The sequence below is a fragment of the Streptomyces sp. NPDC001315 genome, from assembly GCF_042896175.1.
GTDB lineage: Bacteria > Actinomycetota > Actinomycetes > Streptomycetales > Streptomycetaceae > Streptomyces.
This window is the reverse complement of sequence record NZ_JBIAWZ010000006.1, coordinates 1-24,410: the sequence shown is the minus strand read 5'-3', so window position 1 is coordinate 24,410 and position 24,410 is coordinate 1. Positions and strand designations below refer to the sequence as shown.

Annotated in this window: 26 protein-coding genes; 12 read left to right on the top strand and 14 right to left on the bottom strand. The window is 71.1% G+C overall.

Annotation, left to right across the window (positions count from 1 at the left end):
- Positions 1-5: 5 nt before the first annotated feature.
- Positions 6-1,292 carry a streptophobe family protein gene (locus tag ACFY16_RS18750; protein WP_390648226.1) on the bottom strand — a complete coding sequence of 429 codons (1,287 nt, stop codon included), beginning with the start codon at positions 1,290-1,292 and terminating at the stop codon, positions 6-8.
- Positions 1,293-1,451: 159 nt separating this feature from the next.
- Between ACFY16_RS18750 and ACFY16_RS18745 the strand changes: the two genes are divergently transcribed.
- The 3 genes from ACFY16_RS18745 to ACFY16_RS18735 all read left to right on the top strand — a co-directional run bounded on the left by ACFY16_RS18745 (position 1,452) and on the right by ACFY16_RS18735 (position 3,794).
- A complete protein-coding gene (locus tag ACFY16_RS18745) occupies positions 1,452-2,792 on the top strand; it encodes a DUF6777 domain-containing protein (RefSeq protein WP_390648225.1) in 1,341 nt (446 codons plus the stop codon).
- A 114-nt stretch (positions 2,793-2,906) separates the two neighbouring features.
- Positions 2,907-3,362 carry an ATP-binding protein gene (locus ACFY16_RS18740; RefSeq protein ID WP_390648224.1) on the top strand — a complete coding sequence of 152 codons (456 nt, stop codon included), beginning with the start codon at positions 2,907-2,909 and terminating at the stop codon, positions 3,360-3,362.
- Between the two features lie 225 nt (positions 3,363-3,587).
- Positions 3,588-3,794: a hypothetical protein gene (locus ACFY16_RS18735; protein WP_390648223.1), complete on the top strand. Its 207-nt coding sequence runs from the start codon at positions 3,588-3,590 to the stop codon at positions 3,792-3,794.
- On the opposite strand, the gene ACFY16_RS18730 is transcribed toward ACFY16_RS18735, so the two are convergent.
- Positions 3,766-4,218, bottom strand: coding sequence for a MarR family winged helix-turn-helix transcriptional regulator (locus ACFY16_RS18730; protein WP_390648222.1), 453 nt, complete (start codon positions 4,216-4,218; stop codon positions 3,766-3,768). The two genes, ACFY16_RS18735 and ACFY16_RS18730, sit on opposite strands and share 29 nt — an antisense overlap.
- A 170-nt stretch (positions 4,219-4,388) precedes the next feature.
- On the opposite strand from ACFY16_RS18730, the gene ACFY16_RS18725 reads away from it, so the two are divergent.
- Entirely contained in the window at positions 4,389-5,846 is a 1,458-nt protein-coding gene (locus ACFY16_RS18725) for an MFS transporter (protein ID WP_390648221.1), read from the top strand.
- Here the strand turns inward: ACFY16_RS18725 and ACFY16_RS18720 are convergent.
- Positions 5,761-6,210, bottom strand: coding sequence for an enoyl-CoA hydratase/isomerase family protein (locus ACFY16_RS18720; protein ID WP_390648220.1), 450 nt, complete (start codon positions 6,208-6,210; stop codon positions 5,761-5,763). The two genes, ACFY16_RS18725 and ACFY16_RS18720, sit on opposite strands and share 86 nt — an antisense overlap.
- A gap of 199 nt (positions 6,211-6,409) precedes the next feature.
- Between ACFY16_RS18720 and ACFY16_RS18715 the strand changes: the two genes are divergently transcribed.
- A complete protein-coding gene (locus ACFY16_RS18715; protein ID WP_390648219.1) occupies positions 6,410-6,817 on the top strand; it encodes a helix-turn-helix domain-containing protein in 408 nt (135 codons plus the stop codon).
- 9 nt (positions 6,818-6,826) lie between these two features.
- Here the strand turns inward: ACFY16_RS18715 and ACFY16_RS18710 are convergent, their stop codons facing one another.
- The 3 genes from ACFY16_RS18710 to ACFY16_RS18700 all read right to left on the bottom strand — a co-directional run bounded on the left by ACFY16_RS18710 (position 6,827) and on the right by ACFY16_RS18700 (position 9,407).
- Entirely contained in the window at positions 6,827-7,426 is a 600-nt protein-coding gene (locus tag ACFY16_RS18710; protein WP_390648218.1) for a ClpP family protease, read from the bottom strand.
- 1 nt (position 7,427) lies between these two features.
- The gene (locus ACFY16_RS18705; RefSeq protein ID WP_390648217.1) at positions 7,428-8,081 is read right to left on the bottom strand and encodes an ATP-dependent Clp protease proteolytic subunit; all 654 of its coding nucleotides are present in this window, start codon (positions 8,079-8,081) and stop codon (positions 7,428-7,430) included.
- Positions 8,082-8,201: 120 nt separating this feature from the next.
- Positions 8,202-9,407 carry an epoxide hydrolase family protein gene (locus tag ACFY16_RS18700; RefSeq protein ID WP_390648216.1) on the bottom strand — a complete coding sequence of 402 codons (1,206 nt, stop codon included), beginning with the start codon at positions 9,405-9,407 and terminating at the stop codon, positions 8,202-8,204.
- Between the two features lie 123 nt (positions 9,408-9,530).
- Here ACFY16_RS18700 and ACFY16_RS18695 point away from each other — a divergent pair, with 123 nt between their 5' ends.
- Positions 9,531-10,013, top strand: a complete 483-nt coding sequence (locus tag ACFY16_RS18695; protein ID WP_390648215.1) for a VOC family protein — start codon at positions 9,531-9,533, stop codon at positions 10,011-10,013.
- Positions 10,014-10,062: 49 nt separating this feature from the next.
- Here ACFY16_RS18695 and ACFY16_RS18690 read toward each other — a convergent pair whose 3' ends face one another.
- The 5 genes from ACFY16_RS18690 to ACFY16_RS18670 all read right to left on the bottom strand — a co-directional run bounded on the left by ACFY16_RS18690 (position 10,063) and on the right by ACFY16_RS18670 (position 15,758).
- Complete coding sequence (locus ACFY16_RS18690; RefSeq protein WP_390648214.1) at positions 10,063-10,953, bottom strand: aminoglycoside phosphotransferase family protein; 891 nt, start codon at positions 10,951-10,953, stop codon at positions 10,063-10,065.
- 140 nt (positions 10,954-11,093) lie between these two features.
- Positions 11,094-11,972, bottom strand: a complete 879-nt coding sequence (locus tag ACFY16_RS18685) for a geranyl diphosphate 2-C-methyltransferase (RefSeq protein WP_390648213.1) — start codon at positions 11,970-11,972, stop codon at positions 11,094-11,096.
- Positions 11,973-12,023: 51 nt separating this feature from the next.
- Positions 12,024-13,079, bottom strand: coding sequence for a family 2 encapsulin nanocompartment cargo protein terpene cyclase (locus ACFY16_RS18680; RefSeq protein WP_390648212.1), 1,056 nt, complete (start codon positions 13,077-13,079; stop codon positions 12,024-12,026).
- Positions 13,080-13,095: 16 nt separating this feature from the next.
- Positions 13,096-14,538, bottom strand: coding sequence for a family 2B encapsulin nanocompartment shell protein (locus ACFY16_RS18675; RefSeq protein ID WP_390648211.1), 1,443 nt, complete (start codon positions 14,536-14,538; stop codon positions 13,096-13,098).
- Between the two features lie 212 nt (positions 14,539-14,750).
- A complete protein-coding gene (locus ACFY16_RS18670) occupies positions 14,751-15,758 on the bottom strand; it encodes a zinc-binding alcohol dehydrogenase family protein (RefSeq protein WP_390648602.1) in 1,008 nt (335 codons plus the stop codon).
- 175 nt (positions 15,759-15,933) lie between these two features.
- Here ACFY16_RS18670 and ACFY16_RS18665 point away from each other — a divergent pair, with 175 nt between their 5' ends.
- The 4 genes from ACFY16_RS18665 to ACFY16_RS18650 all read left to right on the top strand — a co-directional run bounded on the left by ACFY16_RS18665 (position 15,934) and on the right by ACFY16_RS18650 (position 19,725).
- Positions 15,934-16,731 (top strand): VOC family protein, encoded by a 798-nt coding sequence (locus tag ACFY16_RS18665; protein WP_390648210.1) that lies wholly within the window; start codon positions 15,934-15,936, stop codon positions 16,729-16,731.
- A 31-nt stretch (positions 16,732-16,762) separates the two neighbouring features.
- Positions 16,763-17,473, top strand: a complete 711-nt coding sequence (locus ACFY16_RS18660; protein ID WP_390648209.1) for a ribonuclease H — start codon at positions 16,763-16,765, stop codon at positions 17,471-17,473.
- 171 nt (positions 17,474-17,644) lie between these two features.
- Positions 17,645-19,138, top strand: a complete 1,494-nt coding sequence (locus tag ACFY16_RS18655) for an MFS transporter (RefSeq protein ID WP_390648208.1) — start codon at positions 17,645-17,647, stop codon at positions 19,136-19,138.
- Complete coding sequence (locus ACFY16_RS18650; protein ID WP_390648207.1) at positions 19,135-19,725, top strand: TetR family transcriptional regulator; 591 nt, start codon at positions 19,135-19,137, stop codon at positions 19,723-19,725. Before ACFY16_RS18655 ends, ACFY16_RS18650 begins: the two co-directional genes overlap by 4 nt.
- A 4-nt stretch (positions 19,726-19,729) precedes the next feature.
- Here ACFY16_RS18650 and ACFY16_RS18645 read toward each other — a convergent pair whose 3' ends face one another.
- Complete coding sequence (locus ACFY16_RS18645) at positions 19,730-21,451, bottom strand: cholesterol oxidase substrate-binding domain-containing protein (protein ID WP_390648206.1); 1,722 nt, start codon at positions 21,449-21,451, stop codon at positions 19,730-19,732.
- Between the two features lie 136 nt (positions 21,452-21,587).
- On the opposite strand from ACFY16_RS18645, the gene ACFY16_RS18640 reads away from it, so the two are divergent.
- Entirely contained in the window at positions 21,588-22,571 is a 984-nt protein-coding gene (locus ACFY16_RS18640) for an aldo/keto reductase (RefSeq protein WP_390648205.1), read from the top strand.
- Positions 22,572-22,688: 117 nt separating this feature from the next.
- Here ACFY16_RS18640 and ACFY16_RS18635 read toward each other — a convergent pair whose 3' ends face one another.
- Entirely contained in the window at positions 22,689-23,105 is a 417-nt protein-coding gene (locus ACFY16_RS18635) for a hypothetical protein (protein ID WP_390648204.1), read from the bottom strand.
- Between the two features lie 214 nt (positions 23,106-23,319).
- On the opposite strand from ACFY16_RS18635, the gene ACFY16_RS18630 reads away from it, so the two are divergent.
- Entirely contained in the window at positions 23,320-23,760 is a 441-nt protein-coding gene (locus ACFY16_RS18630) for a DUF6328 family protein (RefSeq protein ID WP_390648601.1), read from the top strand.
- 93 nt (positions 23,761-23,853) lie between these two features.
- Here the strand turns inward: ACFY16_RS18630 and ACFY16_RS18625 are convergent, their stop codons facing one another.
- Positions 23,854-24,279: an SsgA family sporulation/cell division regulator gene (locus ACFY16_RS18625; RefSeq protein WP_390648203.1), complete on the bottom strand. Its 426-nt coding sequence runs from the start codon at positions 24,277-24,279 to the stop codon at positions 23,854-23,856.
- Between the last annotated feature and the right edge of the window lie 131 nt (positions 24,280-24,410).

Below are 24,410 nucleotides of genomic sequence, written 5' to 3'. Positions count from 1 at the left end.
GATGGTCAGGGAGGGAGGCCCGGGGCGCTGTGCGGGGCCTCGCCATGTCGGTGCGCGCGGCGGGCGGGCAGGCTGCCGAGGAAGCCGGTGACCAGGCCCCACAACAAGGCGAAGCCGAGCGCCGTCCACACCCGCGGTCGTAGGAACAGGTCGCCGGACAAGCTGCCGCCCAGGTCGCCGATGACGGGCAGGGACAGGTCGTAGTGCGCGGAGACCCGGCCTGCCAGGCAGATCATCAAGACCGTGAGGGCGAGCGCGACCGCCATGCGGACGGCGTGCTGCCAGGCCCTGATCCGGGCCCGGGACCGCGCCGCCAGCACGAACGCGGCCACCAGCAGCAGTACCGCGTCGGCGCCCAAGAGCCACCACCACCGGCCGTCATGGTCGGTGAGGGTGGCCAGGTTCAGTGTGGAGACGTCCGGGGTGCGCAGCACCTGGTCCAGCACGTGCGGCATCGGCAGGGCGAACGAGCCGTCCACGTGGCCCTCCCAGGTGGCGCCCATGCCGATGGTGAGCGCGACCCAGACGAGGTTGGGCATGCCGAGCAGGATCACGGCGGCGGTGTCGGCCGGGTGACCGCGGGTCGCCGCCGCCACCAGAGCGATGACGATCCCCACGGCGACGCAGGCGAGCAGCAGCACGACCATGGCGTAGGCGGCCGGCCGTACCGACTCCTGGTAGCGCAGCAGCCGCGCGGGCAGCGGGGCGCCGCGCGACACCAGCAGGGCCAGGACCAGCACACCGGCCAGCCACAGGAGGCCCAGGACGAGGGTCAGCGGCACATTCGTGGTGAAGCCGAGCTCGGGCGACACGTCGAACAGGTCACCGATGTCGCTGATCACCCCGTTGCCGAGGGAGATCGCGAAGGTGTGCCGGGCCCCGAAGGCCAGTCCGAGCAGTCCGAGCAGCCACAGGGCGGCGATCCTGGCGGCCCACCCGGCCAGCTCCGCGGCTCCGGTCACGGCCCGGTGCCGCAGCGGCCGCAGGAATCCGGCCGCCACCACGAGGGCCCCCACGAGGGTGACGGACAGCGGGATCACCGTCAGTCCCGCCCGGGTGCGGGCGAGACCCCCGGCGTTCCCGGAGAGCTCGACGGCGCCGCCGACGGCCGTGACGACCGTAGCCGCGACCACCCGCGGGAACGCTCCGTCCGGCAGGTCCGCCGCGCCCGCCGCCCACAGCCCCAGCGTGGCCACGACCCCCATGGCGACCAGCCCGGCCAGCACCGTGGCGACGGCCTGGACCCAGCCGTGACGAGCGACTGCCCGGCCGGAGGGGGTTCGCTGGCTCACTCTGCCACGCTAAGCAGCCTCGGGACCCCGCGCCCGCCAGGAGGTCCGTCCGCGTCCGTTTGCGCGTGATACCCGTCCGGCGCACACAATGGTCAGGTCGCGGAAAAGCGGTGGGAACGGGATGAACGCCGCGTCGGCCCACGTCGGGAAGGTGAGCCCGTGAGCGTCGAACCCCCGCCCCCCGACCGTCCCACGGGCCCGCCCTCGGGCCCGCTGTCCGGATTCCCGCAGCCACCGTCGGGACCGCCGTCGGGACCGCCCTCGGGACCGCCTTCGGGCCCTCCGTCGGGGCCGCCGTCGGGTCCCTCCTTCCGGCCGTCGGGCGGAGACGGCGGTGCTCCGGGGCCACATCCGCCGTGGTGGAGGTCCGCGCCGCGCGTCGCGCTCATCGCCACCGCGGCCGTGGCCGCCGTGGTCCTCGCGGTCGTCCTCACCCGGTCCGACGGCCGTTCCGGCTCCGCGAGCGCGAGTGAGGTCCTGCAGCCGGCGGCCAAGACCGGCCAGGACCCGTTCACGTCGTCCGCGGCGAAGGGCGGTTCCCTCCCGCCGGTCTCCCTCCCGCCGGTCTCCCTCCCGCCGGTCTCCCTCCCGCCGGTCTCCGTCTCCCCGAGCGCCCGGTCGGCCCCGCCCGACGCGGTGCGCAGCGTCGACGGCGCCGAGCCCGGCCTCTACGGCGGCACCCGCCATGTCTCCAGCTGCGACGTGGCGAAGCAGATCACGGCCCTGCGGGCGGACCCCTCGAGGAACAAGGCGTTCGGCTGGGTCCTCGGCATCCGACCCGAAGACGTCCCGGCCTACGTGAGTTCGCTCACCCCCGTACAGCTGCGCATGGACACCCGTGTCACCAACCACGGTTACCGCGACGGCGAGGCCACCACCTATCTTGCCGTCCTGCAGGCCGGTACCGCGGTCCTGGTCGACGGCCACGGAGTGCCACGCGTGCGCTGCGCCTGCGGCAACCCGCTGACAACGCCGACCGCCGCCCAGCTGACCACACCCCTCAAGCAGACGGGCGACCCCTGGCCGTCCTTCAACCCGTCGAACGTCGTCGTCGTGACCCCCTCCACGACGACCATCGACATCTTCGTCCTCTACGACCCCCACAACGACGAGTGGATCGCCCGTCACCGGGGCGACACGGGCCGCGAGGACCAGAAGACCAAGCGGCCGGTGGGCACGCCCACCCCGTCGGTGAGCGTCTCCACGCCGACGCCACCCGAATCCCGCCCCCCGTCCACCGTGCCGCCCTCGTCGAGGCCCGGTTCGAAGCCGCCGTCCTCCGAGTCGCCCTCCTCGGAGGCTCCCTCGTCGGAGTCCCCGCCATCGGAGCAGCCTTCCTCGGAGCCGCCGCCCTCCGGGTCCACGACCCGCGAATCACCGTCGTCCACGTACGAGTCGCACGAGCCCTCCGCTCCCGAGGGGTCGCCGTCCGCCGGTACGACGACGTCGGAGTCGCCCCCGAGCGTCCCGGAGCCCGTGGTGCCCCTGCCTTCGCTGTGACCCGCCGCACCTGTCAGAAGCGGCACAGCGGTCTCGGGGCGTGCGGGGCGCGGCTCGGGGTACGAGCACAGATGCAGCAGCGTCCGGCCAGTCCGGCTTCCGAGAGAGAAACGCATGACCGAGCACCTGGGCGGGGCAGTGATACCGACTGGTTTCGACGTACCCGTGGAACCGCTACGGCGGGCGGCCCACTTCACCGGCGAACCGGGATGCATAGCAGAGGCTCGGTCCTTCGCGGCCCTTTTCGTCGAGCAGCTCCGAACCGAGTGGTGCGCCACGATCGGCGACCGCACGCACGGTGCGCTGCTCCTGGTGGTGAGCGAGCTGGTCACCAACGCGGACCGGCACAGCAACGGGCCGTACATCCTGGAACTGGAGGGCACGGACGTCTCCGTGACGGTCAGCGTCTACGACAGCAGCGTGGCCCTGCCTCTGCGCTTTCCCCGGGACCCCGAGCGCGTCGGCCGGCACGGACTGGAGATCGTCCATGCGCTGGCCCTGGAGGTCACCGCCGAGCGCGTGCCGGTCGGCAAACGCGTGCGCGCCGTACTGGCGCTGAGCGGGGACTGAGCCGCCCCCCCGGTGCGTCCGGGAGCAGCCGAGCGCGTCCCCGCCGCGGTCCCCATCGGGCATGCCGGCCCTCGTGGGCCCACCGGTCGCCGGTCGCAGGTGGTCGTGGGCCGGCCTTACGTTCCGGATGCCGGGGAGGCTCCGTCGTAGCGCTGGAGCATCTGCTCCACGAACGCGAGGGCTTCCACATGCCGCTCATGCTCGCCGCCGCCCGGCTGCCATCTGTTGCTGCACTGGCTCAGCTTCGCCGAACGCCTCGACGACCTGATCCGCGACGCCGAGAGTGAGGAGGAGTGGCATGCGACCCTCCGCATGGATGCCCAGGTCCTGCGCCCGCTCGGCTACCGCCAACTCGGCTCCGACGCGTTGATGTCGTTCCGTCGGAGGCGGTTCGAGGGAGCGGTCAGGACCGCGGCCACGGCTGGCCGATGATCCGTTCCACGCTCGCGTTGAACCGCTGGAGGTAGTGGGCGAAGTTCTCCACGTCCTTCGCTGACCAGTCCTCGAAGACCTTGTCCAGTTCCTGGATGTGCGTCTCCCGCTCGTGGTCGAGGCGCCGCTCGCCCTCCTCGGTCAGCCGGAACTTGCGGGCCATGCCGCCCTCGGGGTCGGGGATCCGTTCCAGCAGCCCGGCCTTCATCGCGCTCGCCGTCTGGCGGTTGACCGTAGAGGTGTCGAGCCGGAACGCGTCGCTGATCTGCCCGATCGACATCGGACCCTGCACCCGGATGCGGCTGAGAATGATGTACGCGCTGCGCTCCATGCGGCCCGCCTGGTGGCGGTGCTTGGCGGAGCTCAGCTGGTGCCGCCCGAGCACCATGTGCTCGAACTCGACCAGGTGCGATGGCTTGTCCATGTAGGTGCGTCCTCCCAGGTCGACGGTATCGCAGCGGGTCGCAGCTCACGCGCCCCGTGTCCGAAGCTCCTCTCGTCATATATGTGGCCCATACATGAAATGTGGGCGATGCATGGAGTATGTATGATGCATAACCTTTGCATGCGTTGAAGAGATTGAGGAGTCCGTCTATGGATGCCCCGCAGTCGAGCGGCCGGGCGGGCGGCATCGTCGCCACCCTGGCTCTCGCCGGTACCGTCGCCGCGATCATGCAGACGCTGGTGACCCCGCTCATCGCCGAGCTGCCCCAGATCCTGGACACCTCGTCCTCGAACGCGGCGTGGGTGATCACCATCACGCTCCTGGTCGCAGGGGTGTGCGTGCCCGTCTCCGGGCGCCTCGGTGACCTCATCGGCAAGCGCCGCATGATGCTCATCTGTGTGGTGCCGTTGATCATCGGGTCGGTGGTGTGCGCCCTGTCCTCGTCCGTCGTGCCGATGATCGTCGGCCGCGGTCTGCAGGGCATGGGCATGGGCATGGTGCCGCTCGGTATCGCGCTGCTGCGGGACGTCGTGCCCGCCGAGAAGCTCAGCGGCTCCATCGCCCTGGTCAGCGCTTCCATGGGCATCGGCGGCGCGATCGGCCTGCCCATCGCCGCGGCCGTGGCGCAGTACGCCGACTGGCGCGTGCTGTTCTGGGGCTCGGCCGTCCTCGCCCTGGCCATCGGCGTGCTGATCTTCACCGTCGTGCCGGACGTCCCGCCCGCCGCCAAGGGGCAGCGCTTCGACGCGCTCGGCGCCGTCGGCCTCGCCATCGGACTCGTCTCGCTGCTGCTGGCGATCTCCAAGGGCGCCGACTGGGGCTGGGCCTCGGGCACCACGCTCGGCCTGTTCGCCGTCGCCGTCGTGGCGCTGCTCGCCTGGGGCTTCTGGGAGCTGCGCACCCGCGACCCCCTGATCGACCTGCGCACCACGGCCCGTCCGCGGGTGCTGTTCACCAACGCCGCCTCGGTCCTCGTGGGCGTCGGCATGTACTCCTTCATGCTGATCGCGCCGCAGCTGCTGCAGTTCCCCAAGGCCACCGGGTACGGCCTCGGCCAGTCGATGCTGGCGGCCGGTCTGTGGATCGCGCCCGGCGGCGTCATGATGATGCTCATCTCGCCGCTCGGCGGAAAGCTGATCAACGCGCGCGGGCCGAAGTTCGCGCTGATCTGCGGCGCCCTCGTGATCGCTGTCGGGTACGGGGCGGCGCTCCCGCTCATGGGTACGGCCTGGGGCATCATGCTCGCCGGCATCGTGATCAACAGCGGTGTCGCCCTCGCATACGGCGCCATGCCCGCGCTCGTCATGAGCTCGGTGCCGGTCTCCGAGACCGCGGCCGCCAACGGTTTCAACGCCCTGATGCGCTCGCTGGGCACCACGATCGGTTCTGCCGTCATCGGTGTCGTCCTGGCCCAGATGACCGTCACCATGGGCGGTTACACGATCCCGTCCGAGGACGGCTTCCGCACCGGCCTGATGATCGGCTGCGGCGTGTCCCTGCTGTCGGCCGCCGCCGCGATGCTCATCCCCGCGCTGCGCAAGGCCGACGACGACCAGGCCGTGGACGAGCAGTCGGCCTCCGCCGGCCAGGCTCCGGCCCGCGCCTGAACCGACCGACAGCGCGCGGTGCGTACTGGCCCCTCGGGGCGGGCGCATCGCGCGCTGTCGTGTGCGCGCTGTCGTGTGCGGGGAGCGCCGGTGCCTGCGGCGTCGGGAACGCGGCGATCCGGTCGCAGATCCCACGCATCCACAGTGCCATGTCCGTCGCGGCGCTCTCGGTGCGGATCGCCGCGAGCTCCTTCAGGTCGCCGCCCGAGACGAACGCCTTGTCGCCCGCCCCCTTGATGACCAGGGCGTCCGTCGTGTCCGCGGCTTCGACCACGGCGTCGAGGGCCTTGTCGAGGCGGTCCATGGTGGCGGGCCCGATCGCGTTGCGCGCGTGCGGGCGGTCGATCGTGTGCTGGAAATCCACGGTGCGGGCACCTTCGCGACGGCATGGCGTCTTCGTTGAACCTGCCAAAGGTCAGACCGAAAGGTATTGCGCGGCAGCCGGGTTGGGATAGGTGACCTACAGCGCCCCGACACCTGACGTGCGGGCGTTTCGCCCGATTCCACCGAGGGCGGAATGCCGTACCCTTCCCGTCGCCACGCGCGCTCCTAGGCTGGGGAAGGTGAGCAACCAAGCGCCGAACGAAGCCCGCGTCATCCCCTTGCGCCCGCCGGCCGTGCGCCCGGGGACCGCCCGCCCCTTGTCCGAACGCCCGGCCGCCCGGCCACCCGCCGCCAAGGAACCCCTCTGGCGCGACCTGATCGGCGACGTCCTGCGCCGCGAACGCCTGGCGCAGGAACGCACGCTCAAGGACGTCGCCGACGAGGCCCGCATCTCCATGCCGTATCTGTCGGAGGTGGAGCGTGGCCGCAAGGAGGCTTCCTCGGAGGTCCTCGCGGCCGCCGCCCACGCCCTCGGTCTCGGCCTCGGCGACCTGCTGTCGCTGGCACACCGGGAACTCTCCCGGCAGTCCGGCAGGAGCCGTACGACGACCACTTCGCCGTACAACGGGCTCTGCCTGGTGGCCTGACGCTCGCTGTCAGGGCACGAGGCGTCGGCTCAGCACCTCGTCGGCCAGTCCGTACGTCACCGCCTCCGGCGCGGTGAACACCTTGTCCCGGTCCATGTCCGCGCGCAGCGTCGCGATGTCGTGGTGCGTGTGCCGGGACAGCACCTCCTCCACCTGGGAGCGGATCCGGACCATCTCCTTGGCCTGGAGCGCGAGGTCGGAGACCATGCCCTGCCGGCCGCCGCTGGCGGGCTGACCGAGCAGCACGCGCGCGTGCTCCAGGACGAACCGCCGTCCCGGATCCCCGCCGGCCAGCAGCACGGCCGCCGTGGAGGCCGCCTGCCCGACGCAGAACGTCGAGATCGGCGCCTGTACGAACGTCATCGTGTCGTAGATCGCCATCAGCGAAGTGAACGATCCGCCGGGTGAGTTGATGTAGATCGCGATCTCGGTCTCCGGTGCCGACGACTCCAGGTGGAGGAGTTGGGCGATGACGACGTTCGCGACACCGTCGTCGATCTCCGTGCCGAGGAAGATGATCCGCTCCGACAGCAGCCGGCTGAACACGTCGTAGGACCGCTCGCCCTGCGGGGTTCGCTCGACGACGTTCGGAATCGTGTACGTCCCCATGTCACAGCCCCATCCGTCGCCGGGAGGCGGCCGGGCGTACGTCCGCGAGGGACTCCACGACCCCGTCCACCATGCCGTACTCCTTGGCCTCCTCGGCCGTGAACCAGCGGTCGCGGTCGCCGTCCCGGGAGACGGTCTCCTGGCTCTGGCCGGTGTGCTCGGCGGTGATCCGCTCGATGGTCCGCTTGGTGAACTCCAGGTTCTCCGCCTGGATCTCGATGTCCGCGGTGGTGCCACCGATCCCGGCCGACGGCTGGTGCATCATGATCCGCGCGTTGGGCAGCGCGTAGCGCTTGCCGCGCGCGCCGACGCTCAGCAGGAACTGCCCCATGCTGGCCGCGAATCCCATCGCGAGCGTGGAGACGTCGTTCGGGATCAGCCGCATCGTGTCGTAGATGGCGAGACCCGCGTGCACGGACCCGCCGGGGCTGTTGATGTACAGGCTGATGTCGGTGCGCGGGTCCTCCGCCGACAGGATCAGCAGCTGGGCGCAGACCCGGTTCGCGGAGACCTCGTCGACCTGGGTGCCCAGGAGCACGATCCGCTGCGCGAGCAGCTGGGCGGCCAGGTGGTCGTCGAACCGGGTCGGAGGGGTGTCGCCCTCTTCGGCGCGAGGCAGCAGGGCCGGCCACGGCCCTGCGGTGAGTGGAGACATCGGCGCTCCTAGTCGTCGGGTGTCGTGCGCGGCCGGTGTCGCCGCGATCTCCACTCTCGGCCGGGAACCAGGGCAGCGGGGGATATCTAGGCCCGCAGCAGATTCGCTGCGGGCAGAGCGTCAGCCCACACCCTTCTCCCGCAACTCCCGGAAGAACGCCCGTACGTCCCCGACCAGCAGGTCCGGCTCCTCCATCGCCGCGAAGTGCCCGCCCCGGTCGAACTCCGTCCACCGCACGATGTTCTCGGAGCGTTCAGCCTTGTGCCGAAGGGGGACCTGCGGCTCCGCCGGGAAGAGCGCGAGCGCGGTCGGAACGGTCGACGGCTCCTGCGGCGCCGCGACCCGCCCGGTCGTGTGCGTCCGCTCGTAGTAGATCCGGGCGGACGAACCGGCTGTCCCGGTCAGCCAGTAGAGCATCACGTTCGTGAGGAGGCGGTCCCGGTCGACGGCCTCCTCGGGCAGTTCCTCCGAGTCGGTCCATTCCCTGAACTTTTCGATGATCCAGGCGAGTTGGCCGACGGGCGAGTCCGTCAGCGCGTACGCCAGGGTCTGGGGCCGGGTGGACTGCAGGACGGCGTACCCCGTCCCCTCGCGCGACCACGCGCTCCACCGCCGCCACGAGGTGAGGGCGCGTTCCCGTTCCCCGGGGCTCAGGACGTCCAGTTCTTCCCGGGTGGGCTCCCTGGTCGCCTGTGCGCCCGGCAGCAGGTTGAGGTGCACGCCGATGACCCGGTCGGGGTGGGCGCGGCCCAGCTCACGGGAGATCGCCGCGCCCCAGTCGCCGCCCTGCGCACCGAACCGCTCGTAGCCCAGCCGTGCCATCAGCTCGACCCACGCGTCGGCGACCCGGCGTGCCTCCCAGCCCGTCTCCTCGGTGGGCCCGGACAGTCCGAAACCGGGAATGCCCGGTACCACGACGTGGAACGCGTCGGCCGGATCCCCACCGTGCGCGGCCGGGTCGGTCAACGGTCCGATGACGTCGAGGAATTCGACGATCGAGCCCGGCCAGCCATGCGTGATGATCAGCGGGACGGCATCCGGTTCGGGGGACCGGATGTGCGCGAAGTGGACGTTCGCGCCGTCGATGGTGGTCGTGAACTGGGGCCACTCGTTGAGCCGGGCCTCGGCCGCACGCCAGTCGTACTCGTGCCGCCAGTACCGTACGAGCTCCCGCAGATAGTCCCTGGGCACGCCGTACGACCAGCCCACGCCCGGCAGCGCGTCCGGCCAGCGGGTGCGGTCGAGGCGGTCGTGCAGGTCGTCGAGGTCGCTCTGGGGGATCGCGAGGCGGAAGGGCCGGATGCCGTCGGCCGTCGAAGACGTCATGGTCGCGATGTTAGTTCCGGTCGGTGACGCGGCCATCCGGACGAATCGACCGCCGGGCCGATGAGTTTCACGGCCGTCACCGGTCGACACTGTTGACCGCGTTCCACGCCCCAGGAGGTGCCCATGACCACCGAAGGATTCACCACGTGTCTCTGGTTCGACGGCCAGGCGGAGGAGGCCGCCCACTACTACGTGTCGGTCTTCAAGAACTCCAGCATCGGCCGGATCGGCCGCTACAACGAGGCCGGACCCGGCCAGGCCGGCTCCGTGCTGGCGGTGGAGTTCACGGCCAACGGCCAGAAGTTCGTCGGGATCAACGGCGGCCCGCAGTTCAAGTTCAGCGAGGCGGTCTCCTTCCAGATCTTCTGCGAGAACCAGGAGGAGATCGACTACTACTGGACCAAGCTCACCGAGAACGGCGGGGAGCCCGGCCCCTGCGGCTGGCTCAAGGACAAGTACGGCCTGTCCTGGCAGGTCGTCCCGGACAGGCTGATCGACATGATCAGCGACGCCGACCCGCAGAAGGCGGCCCGTACGACCAAGGCGATGTACTCCATGGGCAAGCTCGACATCGTGGCCCTGGAGCAGGCGTACGCGGGCGAGTGACGCGTCAGGGAGACGGCCGGCCCCTCGTCCCCAGGCGGCCGGTCCCCCGCTACCCGGCCTCGGCCAGGATCTCCCCGATCACATGCCGTGAGTTCTCCGCCAGCGCCGGATTGGTCTCCCAGTAGTACGGCAACTGGATCAGCGAGATCGACAGCGCCCAGCCGCGGCCGCGCGCCCACTCGGCGTCGTCGGCGCCCACGGCGTCCCGGAAGGTGTCGCGGGCCGACTCGGGCAGCAGGTTCCAGGCCACGATCAGGTCGACGGCGGGATCGCCCACGCCCACGGTGCCGAAGTCGATCACCGCTTCGAGCCGTCCTCCCGAGACCAGGACGTTCCCCGGCGACAGGTCGCCGTGCGCCCAGACAGGCGGCGCCTGCCGCTGCGGTGCGCGCAAGGCCTGCTCCCACAGGGCCGTCACCGCCCCGGTGTCGATCCTGCCCTCGAGCTGTGCGATGGCCGAGCGGGTGTCCGCGTCCCGGGTCGCCAGGGGTACGCCCCGATGGTTCGGCGGCCCGTCCTGCGGGCCGATCCGGCGCAGCGCGCCGATGAACTCCGCCAGGTCCTCGGCGAGCAGCTTCGGCTCCTCGACGGCGCCGACGACGGGATTGCGCCCGTCCAGCCAGCGGTAGACGGACCAGGGCCACGAGAACCCCGTGCCCGGCCCGCCCCGCCCCAGCGCCTCGGGCACGGCGCAGGGCAGTCGTGGTGCCAGCCGGGGCAGCCAGCGCTGCTCGTGCTCCACGTCCGCGACCGCGCCCGGACGCCGGGGCAGTCGTACGACCAGGCCGCTGCCGAGCCGGAACATGGCGTTCTCGGTGCCGGACGACTCCAGGCGCTCGACCGGTTCACCGGCCCACTGCGGGAACTGCTCGGCGACCAGCCGGCCGACCAGGGACGCGTCGAGGTCCACCTCGTCCGAGTGCATCTTCAGGGCACACATGGACCCCATTCCAGCTCATGAACAACCCGGTGGTCGATCGGTTTTGACCGGACGTCATGTCGGTCGGCCGATCGCCCAGGTGGTCTTCCGGCGACGCGCGAAGGCCCCGGGTGGTACCCGGGGCCGGGTGGGGCCGCGGCTCAGACGCGGTCGGCCACGATCATCAGGTACTGGAAGCTGCCGTTGCGGTACGCGGTCAGGAACGTTTCCTCGATGCCCGTGACCAGGTGGTCGGCCTGTTGGCGCAGTTCCCAGTACGGGATGGTCGCCTCGGTCAGGTCCTCCACGTGGACGGGGACGAGCCGGTTGCGGGCCATGGCCCGGAAGTACGCCGAGCGCGGATGGATGTCGCAGATGTAGTGGGCGTTGATGAGGGACACCTCGCGGGAGGCCTGCCCGTAGGTGTCGTTGTAGCAGCCGGTGATCACCACATAGCGTCCGCCGCGGCGCAGCAGCCGGGCGTGCTCGGCGAAGAGCATGTCCAGCTCGACGTACATGGTCGACTCGTTGTTCCACGACGCGGCGTAGGCGCCGGACTCCAGCCCGGTGTCGAGCATGTTGCGGTGGTGGTAGCGCACCTTGTCGTCGATGCTCCGCTTGCGCGCCTGCTCGTTGGCGAAGTCGGCCTGCTTGGCGGAGATCGTCACGCCGTCCGCGTGGCAGCCGTAGCGCAGATGCGCCACCACGCTGCCGCCGCCGCGGCCGCAGCCGGCGTCGAAGACGCGGTCGGCGGACGAGAGGGGACCGAGGCGGCCGGCGAGGATCTCGGCCTGGGCGTGTTCCAGGCGGTGCAGTTCGGCGGTGATCCGCCCCTGGCGCCGGAGGGGATCGGGCTCGTCGAGCACCGTCCAGTCGACGGCGCCGACGCCGTAGTGGTGGTGGTAGAGGTCGTCGAGCCTTCCGAGTTCGAGGTTGACCGGGTTCTGCTCGGCGTTCCAGTAGTCCGCGACGCGGTTCTGGTACGTGGACTGGGTCGGCACCGGTGCTGTCGTGGTGACGGCGGCGGGGACGGTGGTCAACTATGACTCCTTTTGGTACGTCTGACGGGACGTCAGTCAGTGATGCGGGAGTTACCAGTAGTTGGGCAGGTGGTAGCGGTGGGTGTTGGTCGCGTGCCACTCGTGGTTGCCGGCCACCCAGTCCGAGAGGCCTCGGGCGTACCGCTCGACGAGGGGCGAGGTGGCGGACAGCAGGTCGGACTCCGTCTCGAACGCCTCCATGATCTCGTTGTGGATCTCGACCGCCTTCAGATAGGCGGCCTTCAGCCCGCACCGCTCGTTGGCGGCGACGACCTGCGGCAGGTTGAGGTGGGTGGGGTCGGTCAGTTCCTTCGTGAAGGAGTACAGGTCGTTGACGATCGTGGTGGCGTTGGCGGCGAGCACCGTGATGCGCTGGATCTCGGGCCGGGCGTAGACCGCCTCCGGCAGCTCGTAGCCGTCCACCGCGTCGACGATCGACAGGCACGGGCGGAAGTTGTTGAACTGCCGCATCACCAGGTACTCCCACACCCGGGGCACATACCGGGTCTCGCCCCAGGCAGCCTCGGCGAGATAGCCCAGGTGAAGCCGGGCGATGTCGTGCACGAAGCGGTCCGTCTGGCTGGGGGTGGCGAGGGCGGCGTAGTCCTTGAGGGCCCAGTGGTACGACCGCAGCGGTCCATCGGCCTGCACCCCGTGCAGCCACTGCTCCTGGAGTTCGGGCGTGCCGTGGTACGGGTCCAGCGCCGACTGGGCCATGATCAGCCGACCCCCCAGGCCGCGCCGTGATCCGCCCTTGCCCTCGTCCTCCTCGCAGTAGCAGGTGTCGACGATGTTCTCGGCCAGCAGCAGCTTGCCCGCGGCCGTGAGACGTTCCAGGTCGGCCGCCTCCGGATGCTGGAGGACCACGGCCCGTCCGAACTGGAATCCCGAGAAGTCCCCGTTCCAGCTCTCCGGGAACAGGTCGAGACCGCGCGCCCACTCCTCCAGCCTGCGGTCGATCTCCGCGGCCTTCTCGGGGTCGGCGGGGGCGACGGGCCGGTACCTGAGGCCCGGGATCGCCCCGCCGCGCCGGGTGGTGAGGGTGCGGGCGAGGTTGGGCGGCCCCGGCAGCGGGAGCGCAGCGGTGGGGGTGGGGGGCGTGCTCATGTCGTACTCCACGCGGTCACTCGGCCGTCCGGCCGACCTGCACGTTCTCCAGGATCCCCACCGCGTCGGGGACGAGGATGGCCATCGAGTAGTAGGCGGTGACGAGGTAGCGGATGATCGCGGCGGTGTCGATGCCCATGAACCGCACGTTCAGCCCCGGCTGGAACTCCTCGGGGATACCGGTCTGGTACAGGCCGATCACCCCCTGGTCCGACTCGCCGGTGCGCAGCGCCACGATGCTGCTGGTGTGCTGCTGGGTGACGGGGAGCTTGTTGCAGGGGAAGATCGGGACGCCCCGCCAGGCGGGGATCTCGTGCCCCTCGACGGTCGCGGTGCCGGGCACCAGGCCGCGCCGGTTGCACTGACGGAAGAAGGCCGCGATCGCCTTCGGATGGGCGAGGAACAGCTTGGTCCTGCGGCGCATGGACAGCAGCTCGTCCATGTCGTCCGGGGTCGGCGGCCCGGTGAAGGTGCTGATGCGCTGCCCGTAGTCGGCGTTGTGCAGCAGCCCGAACTCCCGGTTGTTGACCAGCTCCCATTCCTGACGCTCGCGGATCTCCTCGACGGTCAGGCGGAGTTGTTCCTCGGTCTGGTTCATCGGGTTGTTGTAGAGGTCTGCGACCCGGGTGTGGACCTTCAGCACGGTCTGGGTGAGCGACAACTCGTATTCGCGCGGAGCCAGTTCGTAGTCGACGAAGCCGCTGTTGAGCGTCGGCTCGCCGACGTGACCGGCCTGCAGGGGGACGTCGGCCTCGCCCTTGCGGTTCATGGGCAGTTTCTGCCGTTCGGCGTACGCCTGGAGGTGCGCGGCGAGGGAGGGCACCCGCCCGGTGAACTCCGTGACGACGTCCCAGGGCAGCGCCAGCAGCACCCCGGCAGTCTCCGCCCGCACCGAGCTCAGCCACAGCGGGTCACGCTGACCGATGCCCTCGTCCCCCAACTGGTCGCCGCCGCTGACGACCCCGATGACCTCCTCCTCGCCGTACTTGCCGGCCGTGTAGCGGGTGAACCGGCCGTGGACGACCAGGTACGTCTCCGTGACGGGCTGCCCGGCCTCGAAGAGGACCTGGCCGGCCCGGACCTCCCGGACGCGGAAGCGCGTGGCGATCTCCTTGAGGACCCCGTTGTCGGAGTAGCCGCGCAGGGGTGGCAGTTCGGTCAGTGTGTCGGGAATGACCTTGATGTCGTCGGCACCGTTCTGCTCGAACTGCACCCGGCCCCGGCCGATGCGCAGCGTCAGCCGCCGGTTGACCCGGTAGGTGCCGCCCTTGACGTCCACCCACGGCAACGCCCTCAGCAGCCAGCGCGAGCTGATCGCCTGCATCTGCGGAGCGGACTTCGTGGTCGTGGCGAGCTGGCGCGCCGCCCGGGTGCTGAGGCTGGTGAGCTGTCCGTCGACAGAGGGTTCGGGTTCGGGTTCGTCGGTGGCGGGACCGGTGGCGCTTTCCGGTACGGACACATTCCCTCCCGGGAGGTGAACAGGGGTGAGCGGAACGGCCGGTGGTGCGCGAGTTGATCGTTGCGCAGGGACAAGCCAAACAGCCGGGACGGCGGCCGGGTACGGCGTGAAGGGGGCGGCTTCGTTCCCCGGAGGTGTAAACCTTCCGAATGAGGCGAAAGGAGCGTCTTGTGCGCTTCTGTGCGCGGGAACAGGTGTGTGGGCTATGGGACTCAGGAGAGGTCGTTGACCAGCACCGCGGCCCCGTCGAAGCGACCCGCCCCGAGGTCCCCCAGCGCCTGCGCCGCCCGCGACAGGGGATAGGTGTGCGTCGTCGCGCGTACGCCGTGGCGGGCGGCCAGCGCCAGGAACTCCCGGGCGTCCGCACGCGTGTTGGAGGTGACGCTGCGCACCTCCTTCTCGTAGAACAGCTCGCTCTCGTAGCGCAGCGGCGGTACGTCGCTCAGATGGATCCCGGCGATCGACAGCACGCCGCCCCGGTCCAGGGCCCGCAGCGCGACCGGGACCAGATCTCCGGCCGGGGCGAACAGGATGGCGCTGTCCAGCGGCTCCGGCGGCATGGCGTAGGCGTCCCGCGCCGAGGCGGCCCCCAGGTCCAGCGCCAGCCGCCGCGCGGCCGCGCCCCGGGTCAGCACGTGCACGGTGGCCCCCTCCGCCAGCGCGACCTGAGCGCACAGATGTGCGCTGCCGCCGAAGCCGTAGAGCCCGAGCCGTCCGCCCGGCGGCAGCGCGGCGCGGCGCAGCGCGCGGTAACCGATGATGCCCGCGCACAGCAGCGGTGCGAGCGCCACGTCGTCGACGTCGCCGGGCAGCCGGTGGGCGAACGCGGACGGCACGGTCGTGTACTCCGCGTAACCGCCGTCGGCGTCCCAGCCGGTGTACCGCGAGGACGGGCACAGGTTCTCGGACCCGCGCACGCAGTACGCGCAGGTGCCGTCGGTGCGGCGCAGCCACGCCACCCCCACCCGCTCGCCCACCGCGAAGCCGCGCACCGCCGCCCCGAGGCCCGCCACCTCGCCGACCACCTCGTGTCCGGGCGTCACCCCCGCCCGGTGCTCCGGCAGATCGCCTTCGGTGACGTGCAGGTCGGTCCGGCACACCCCGCAGGCCCGCATCCGCACCAGCAGCTCGTCGTCCCCGGGCACCGGAACCGGCTTCTCCACGAGCCGGAGGGATCCCTCGGCAACCGGCCCCGGCGCGACCACCGACCACGCCCGCATCGTTCCGTCCGCCATACCGCGCCCCGTCCGCCGCAGAGCCGTCCGTGTCCGTCCGTGCCTATCCGTGTCCCGTCCTCCAGTCTCTAACGGAGGGACGCATTCGGCGCGCGATGGAACCGACCCATGGCTAGCGTGAGAAACCGGACAACCCCACCGATCCGAGAGGGCCGCAGTCATGGCCGTACAACCTGAGGGAACCCCCTGTTGGGCCGATGCGATGTTCGGTGACCTCGAGGGAGCCAAGAGCTTCTACGGCGACGTCCTCGGCTGGACCTTCGGCGAGTCGTCGTCGGAGTACGGCAACTACACCCAGGCCTATGCGGACGGCAAGGCGGTCGCCGCGGTCGTACCGCCCATGCCCGGCCAGGAAGGCCCGTCTCAGTGGTGCCTGTACTTCGCCTCGCCGGACGCCGCCGCCACCGCGGCGAAGATCCGCGAGAACGGCGGCGAGCTGCTGATGGAGCCGATGCAGGTCGGCGAGTTCGGCACCATGTGCCTGGCCCGCGAGCCCAGCGGCGCCGTCTTCGGCGTCTGGCAGGCCGGTGCCCACGAGGGATTCGAGGCGACGGCCGTGCCCGGCGCCTACTGCTGGGCCGAGGTCTTCACCCGTGAGCCCGAGAAGACGGACGCGTTCTTCCCCGCGGTCTTCCCGTACACGGCGAAGCAGATTCATGACGAGGCGATCGACTTCCGCATGTTCAACCTCGGTGACCAGACCGTCGTCGGCCGGATGAAGATGACGGACGACTTCCCGCCCGAGGTGCCGTCGTACATCAACGTCTACTTCACCGTCGACAACTGCGACGACGCGGTCGCGAAGGCGACCAAGCTCGGTGGTGTGCTGCGGTTCGGACCCATGGACAGCCCGTTCGGCCGGTTCGCGGCGATCAGCGACCCGCAGGGCGCGAACTTCTCGGTGATCGACATCACCACGACGTCGGGGGACATGCCGAACATCAAGGACGTCCCCTGACCCGTGGCCGAGCGCCCCGGCCGGACGTGGGATGATCGTGTGCATGCGTGAACGTGTGGTGGCCGCGTGCGACGGGGCATCGAAGGGAAACCCGGGACCGGCGGGGTGGGCCTGGGTTGTCGCCGACGAGACGGAGACCCCCGTCCGCTGGGAAGCCGGGCCGCTGGGCAAGGCGACCAACAACGTCGCCGAACTCACCGCCCTGGAGCGTCTGTTGGCGGCGACCGACCCCGGTCTGCCGCTCGAGATCCGGATGGACTCGCAGTACGCGATGAAGGCGGTCACCACCTGGCTGCCCGGCTGGAAGCGCAACGGCTGGAAGACGTCCGCCGGCAAGCCCGTCGCCAACCAGGAGCTCGTCGTACGCATCGACGAGCTGCTGGACGGCCGCTCGGTCGACTTCCGCTACGTGCCCGCCCACCAGGTCGACGGCGACCCGCTCAACGACTTCGCCGACCGCGCCGCCAGCCAGGCCGCGTCCGTCCAGGAACCCGCGGGCAGCGACCTCGGTTCGCCGACGCCGCCGCTCTCGCCCGACACCCCGCCGTCCGGCGCGCCGCGCCGCCGGTCCGCCCCGTCGCCCAAGGCGTCCCGGCCGCGCGGCGGCGGCTCCGCGCGGACGATCAAGGCGAAGTTCCCCGGCCGCTGCGTCTGCGGACGCCAGTACGCGGCCGGCGAACCGATCGCCAAGAACGACCAGGGCTGGGGCCACCCGGAGTGCCGCTCGGCTGCTGCCGGCTGACCGGCGGGACGGGGTCATAGCACGACAGCTGAGTTCCGGCACAGGTGGCCGGCGCTGTCGGGTCGCAAAACGCCACCTCAAACCGGCTCGCTGTTGGGTGAACGGCAATTCACCGATAGGGTGAATTGCTATTCACCCCTCTGCTTCTTCGCATCGGCCGCTGGAGTGCCCATGGCGTCGCCCTCCCCGATATCCGATCCGTCCGCCGCGACCGGCGGGTCCAGGCCCCTGCGGGGACGGCTCACCGTTCCGGTGCTGGCCTTCGGTGGAACCCTCATGGCCGTCATGCAGACCGTCGTCGTGCCGCTGCTGCCGGACCTGCCCCGGCTGACGGGCGCCTCACCGGGCACGGTCTCCTGGATGGTCACGGCGACACTCCTGTCGGGTGCCGTGCTCACCCCGGTGCTCGGCCGGGCCGGCGACATGTACGGCAAACGACGGGTACTGCTCGCGGCCCTCGGCCTGATGACCGTAGGCTCCGTGACCTGTGCCCTGACCTCCGACATCCGCATCCTCATCGCCGCACGCGCCCTGCAGGGCGCCGCGTCCGCCGTCGTACCGCTGTCGATCAGCATCCTGCGCGACGAACTGCCCCCGGAACGCCGGGGTTCCGCCGTGGCGCTGATGAGCTCCACCGTCGGCATCGGCGCCGCCCTCGGGCTGCCGGCCGCGGCGGTGGTCGTGCAGTACGCCAACTGGCACGTCATGTTCTGGGTGACGGCCACCCTGGGCGCGAGCGGCGTCGCGCTGGTCCGGTGGGCGGTACCGGAGTCGCCGGTCCGTTCGCCCGGCCGGTTCGACGTGACCGGGGCACTGGGGCTGGCCGCCGGCCTGATCTGCCTGCTGCTGGGCGTGTCCCAGGGCGGGCAGTGGGGATGGGGCAGCGCGCGGATCACGGGGCTCTTCCTCACCGCGGCCGTGGTCCTCAGCCTGTGGTGGTGGCAGCAACTGCGCGCCCGGCAACCCCTGGTCGACCTGCGGCTGGTGACCAGGCCGAAGGTCGGACTCTCCCATGTGGCCGCCCTGCTGACCGGGTTCGCCTTCTACGCCAACTCCCTGGTGACCGCCCAGCTGGTGCAGGCACCCGAGGCCACCGGATACGGTCTCGGCCTCACCATCGTCCAGACCGGACTGTGCCTGCTGCCGGGCGGGATCACCATGCTGCTGTTCTCGTCGGTCTCGGCGCGCATCTCCGCGGCCCGCGGACCGCGCGTCACACTCGCCGTCGGGGCCGCCGTCATCGCGACCGGCTACGCGGTGCGCATCGCGGACAGCCACCACCTGTGGATGATCATCGTGGGGGCCACGGTCGTGGCGATCGGCACGACCCTCGCGTACTCCGCGCTGCCGTCCCTGATCCTGCACGCCGTGCCGGCCGAGCAGACCGCCTCCGCCAACGGCGTCAACGTCCTGATGCGCACCATCGGCCAGGCCGTCTCCAGCGCCGCCGTCGCCGCGGTGCTGGTCCACCACACCAGCCCCCTGGGCGGCGTTCCGGTGCCGACGCTGCACGGGTACCTGATGGCGTTCGTGGTCGCCGGCGCCGTCGCTTTGGCGGCGAGCGCGGTCGCACTGACCATCCCGGGCGACTCCTCGTCCGACGGAATCCGGCGCCCGCGCGGACGCACCCGGTCCGCGCGGGACGGCGCGATGAAGGGAGTATGAGTACCGTGAGCACCACTCCCTCCGGCGTGTCCGCCCCCGCCCGTCGGGACGCCGAGGCCACGAAGGCGGCCATCCTCCGCGCGGCCCGGTACCTGCTGGCCCGGCACGCCCACGCCGACATCACGCTCAAGGCGGTCGCCGAGCGCGCCGGCGTGAGCCCGCCGCTGATCCTGAAGTACTTCGGCAACAAGGACGCCCTCTTCGCCCGCGTCATGTCCTTCGACACCGACACCGACGCGCTGCTGGACGCCCCCGTACCCGAACTCGGCCGCCACATGGTCCGCCACGTCCTGGAGAGTCAGGTCGAGCGCGGCGCAGACCCCGTGCTCCGGATCGCCTTCGCGCCCCTGCACGGCGAGCACGGCGACGTCCTGCGCGCCAACTTCCGTACCCAGGTCACGGACCGCCTGGCCGCCCGCCTCGACGGCCCCGACGCGGGCCTGCGCGCCGAATTCGCCCTCGCCACCCTGCTAGGCCTCGGCGTGATGTTCGGTATCGCCCGGGGCGCCGAACTGCGGGCGAGCGGGATCGACGCGATCGTCGACCGCTACGGCCCGACGGTACAGGCCCACCTCACGCCCGCCTGATGCCTCAGGGGAACAGCCGGTCGTGCAGCGGCCCCGTGAACACCCGGTGCGGATCGAGCCGTTGGAGCGCGGCGGCCGCCTCGTCCCAGGCGGCGCCGAAGGAACCGGGCACGCTCGTCCCCAGGACCTCCGGGTCGCTCCAGGCGGCCTCGGTCGTGTACCCCCAGCCCTTGGACCATTCGACCCGCGTGAGGGCGTGGCCGCCGTCGTAGGTCGTGAGCAGGAACCTCTCCAGCTCGCGGTAGAAGGCGTCGGCGTACGGCGTGCCCGGCAGGGTCAGGACGTCCAGCCAGACCGCCGTGTCCCACTCGGGGTGGTCGTCGTCGGGCCGCAGCGCGGACAGCAGTGGCGCACGGGCGCCCGCCAGTTCGGCGTCCGCGGGGTCGTCCAGGCCGGTGATCCGGATCTCGACCGAGCCGTTGGCCGGGAAACGGCCGAGGGCGGCGTACGCGTCGAGGCGCTCACGATAGAAGTCGGTGAACTCGGCGACGACCCGCTGCACCTGGGAGCGGCTGGTGAGAACGGCGTATCCGTTGGCGTGCACCCGCAGCGTCGTCGGCTTGATGTAGAGCAGCGTGTTCTTCGACGGGCCCCAGATGTCGGCGGACAGTGTCGTCGTGAGGCCGAGCACGGCCGCGTCGAGCTGGGCGTTGCCGAGCACCGGCGCCAGGTACCAGGCCGCGTCCGAGACGATCCGCCCGGCCAGGTCCGCCACCAGGGTCGGCACGTTGTCGGAGAACGGGTAGTTGTACGGCGACGTCACATGGCGCGAGGTCAGCGGCCGGGTCGGGGCCACGCTCCACACCTTCAGCCAGGGGAACTCGGTGAAGGCGAACCAGATCGCCTCGACCCGCCCGCTGGACTCCAGGAAGCTCGCCAGGGTCCGCCCGTCCTCGCCGGGCGCCGCGAAGAGCTCGGCGGCCGGGATGTCCGTACGGCTGACGCACCGCAGGTTGGAGTTCGCGCCCACCCGCAGCACCACCTCGGTGACCAGGGAGCGCCCGAGATGGGTGAGGAGGGCGGCGCAGTCCGCCTCGTCACGGGTGAACGTCCGTGACACGTAGGCGCCGCTGTCCTCGTCCCACACCACCGCGGTCAGGGACAGCACCAGATTGCTGAGCGAGCCGTATGTGTGCCCGGGCAGCCGCTCCTCGCCCCGCGCCGGTACGGCGGTGCCGTGCGCGTCGATGGCCAGCGCGCCGCCCAGTGTGAGGTCACCGGGTGCGGGCGCGGCCGTCAGGCCGAGACCGTGCTCCTCCAGGAAGGTGAGCAGGGCCTCCAGGGTGACACCGGTGCCCGCCCGCACGGCGGAACCGGATTCCAGGGTCAGGCCGGTGAGGTGCGGGGCGGTGTCGACGAGGAGGACGCGCGCGTCCGACTGCGTCCCCTCGGCGATCGTCAGCGGGGACCAGCCGTGCGCGGCGCCTCGCGCGCGCACCGTCCAGCCGTGCCCCCAGGCCCAGTTGGCCACCGTGGTCGCCTGACCGGGGCCGGTCGGCGCGCAGGCCCACAGGCCGACGGCGGTGATCTCGCCGTCCCAGTTGCGGTACGCCGTCCGGTAAAGGCCGACGTCTGCCGGGAAGTCGGGCAGTTCCGCCGCGGCGACGGCCGGATCGGCCGCGACGAGGACGGGGACGGCGGCCAGGGCGGCCGCTGTGCGCAGGAACCCTCGACGGCTCCAGGACGGGTTCTCGGACCGGAAGTTGCTTACTGAACGATCAGTCACGCGCTCACGCTAGGGGCGGGTTGACAGAGACCGCTTTCCCGTAGAGCCAATTCACTCTTCCGAGTGAAAGATTTACGGATAGGGGACCGGAGGAATCCGTTCCGCACCACGGCGCGAGGGATGACAGACTGGTCGCATGGACGAGCGCGAATTCGGTAGGTCGGGCCAGCACGCATCCGTCGTGGGCCTTGGCACATGGCAGCTGGGCGCCGACTGGGGCGACGTGGACGACAAGGAAGCCCTCGCGGTGCTGGAGGCGGCGGCCGAGGCGGGGGTGACCTTCTTCGACACCGCGGACGTCTACGGCGACGGGCGCAGCGAGCAGACCATCGCCGCGTTCCTGAGCGGCAGGCCGGACCTGCACGTGCAGATCGCCACCAAGATGGGCCGCCGGGTCGACCAGATCCCCGAGAACTACGTCCTGGACAACTTCCGGGCCTGGAACGACCGTTCCCGGCGCAACCTCGGCGTGGACCGCGTCGACCTGGTGCAGCTGCACTGCCCGCCGACGCCCGTCTACTCCTCCGACGAGGTGTTCGACGCCCTCGACACGCTGGTCGAGGAGGAGCGCATCGCCGCGTACGGCGTCAGTGTGGAGACCTGCGACGAGGCGCTGACCGCGATCGCCCGGCCGAACGTGGCGAGCGTGCAGATCATCCTGAACCCGTTCCGTATGAAGCCGCTGCGCGAGGTGCTCCCGGCGGCCCGTGCGGCGGGCGTCGGCATCATCGCCCGCGTACCGCTCGCCTCCGGCCTGCTGTCCGGCAAGTACACCAAGGACACGGTCTTCCCCGAGAACGACCACCGCACCTACAACCGGCACGGCGAGTCCTTCGACCAGGGCGAGACCTTCTCCGGCGTCGACTTCGCGACGGGCGTCGAGGCCGCCGCCGAGTTCGCCGCCCTCGCTCCCGAGGGGTACACCCCGGCCCAGCTGGCGCTGCGCTGGATCGTCCAGCAGCCCGGCGTGACCACCGTGATCCCCGGCGCCCGCTCACCCGAACAGGCCCGCGCCAACGCGGCCGCCGCCAAGCTCCCCGAACTGTCGGAGACGACACTCACCGCGATCCGGGACCTCTACGACCACCGGATCAAGGACCAGGTGGAAGGCCGCTGGTAACCCCGCAAGGTGGTGATCCGCAGGGGTCCCCAACGCTGGTAGTCGTGCAGACTGCGGACAGCTGCGGCGGGGCGTGAAGGCCGACGCCGGTACGCCCCGCCTTTCCGCTGCCGCCGCTCAGATGCGCCCGCCGGTCCACCGGGTCACCGGGCCGTACGTCTGCCGCTGCGACCGGCGCCCCGCCAGGTAGGACGCGGTCGTCAGCGCGGTCAGCCCCGCACCCACGCCGGCGGCGACGAGCTTGCGGTGGGCGATCACCGTCCAGGCCGTCTGCGCCGTGGCCGCGACCTGGCCGGCGGACGCGACGATCGCCTGCCGCCCCGCCTCGACCCCCTTCGCCGCGGTGTGCGCGACCCTGCTCGTCGCGTCCGCCGCCCGCTCCGCGGCCCCCTCGGCGGCCGACCCGGCATCGCCCGTCCTCGTGGCGGCCGCCTTCGCCGATCGCGCGGCCGGGACCGTGACCCGGTCGGCGGCCCGCCTTCCCTGCGCCGCGGCGCCTGCCTTCTCGCTGGTGTCCTTGCTCGTTTCACTCATGGGATCCGCTTTGCCGCTCGACCCGGGCGCAAACGCACGGCGTCATGGGCGGGCACCGCACGGTCACCGCCGCGATCGAGGGGGCGCCCACGGGGAACACGGTGCAGGACGGGAACGGCGGGGGCTGAAGCAGGGAGGCATCGTGACGGTCGGCGGAGACGGGGCGAACAGGCGCACAGGGCGGAACGAGTCCGCGGAGGAGCGGGCGGACCGCATGTGGGGGGACCTGATCCAGGAGGTGCGGGTGGCCCAGACGGGCGTCCAGATCCTGTTCGGCTTCCTGCTCACCGTCGTGTTCACCCCGAAGTACGCCCAGCTGGAGCACGCGGACCAGGTCATCTACATCGTGACCGTCGTCCTGGGTTCCGCCGCGACCGGCGCCCTGATCGGGCCGGTGTCCCTGCACCGCCTCGTCTCCGGTCGCCGGATCAAACCCCAGATGGTGCGGTGGGCCTCCTGGCTGACGTTCGTCGGTCTGATCCTGCTGCTCGCCACCATGACCGCAGCGCTGTTGCTGATCCTGCGGGTGGCGACCCACGACGGCTTCGTGCCCTACCTGGTCGCGGTCGTCGTCCTGTGGTACCTGCTGTGCTGGTTCGCACTCCCGCTGTGGGTGCGGCATCGCCATACGTCCCGTTCGGACGTGGCGCGGTGAGCCGCACACACCGTCGGCGGCGCAGGCCGGCGGCTGCCGCGCGGTGGCGAAGCACGGCTGAGCAGCTCCCGTACCGGCACGGCCCTGCGCTCCTCACCCCCCGGCCAGGACCTGGGTGAGGAAGTCGTCGACGCGGACCTCCTCCTGCCCGGGTGCGACGAGTTCGCGGGTCTCGCGCAGGAAGGCGGCGACCGCCGGAGCCCAGGCGAACACCACGGCATGGTGCCGGCCGCCGTCGGGCCGGGCGTCGCCGAGGAACTCCATGCGCAGTTCCTCCCACTGGCCCGTCGCCACGGGGCGGAACCGCACGTCGCCGACCCCCACCGGCCCCCGCAGGCCGTCGGCGAGCATCTCCCGGTCCAGCCGCCACCGCGCGAGGACCCGGCCGTCGTGGCTGAACACCGCGGTGACGGCGAACGGGTCCTCGGCGTCGTAGCAGAGATGGGTGAGCACCGGAAAGCGGTCCGTGGCACCCGCCCGGAGCTGCATCACCAGGGTCTTGCGCACGAAGGGGTTCACAAGAGGGCCTTCCGAGGAGAACGGATGTAGAGCCCTCTAGGGCCTGTTCTGAGTTGAGATCACGGATCGGTCATTCCCGCTTCGGGAGGGTGCTGGATGCGGTAGACCGGTTGCGTGACTCGTGGTGATCT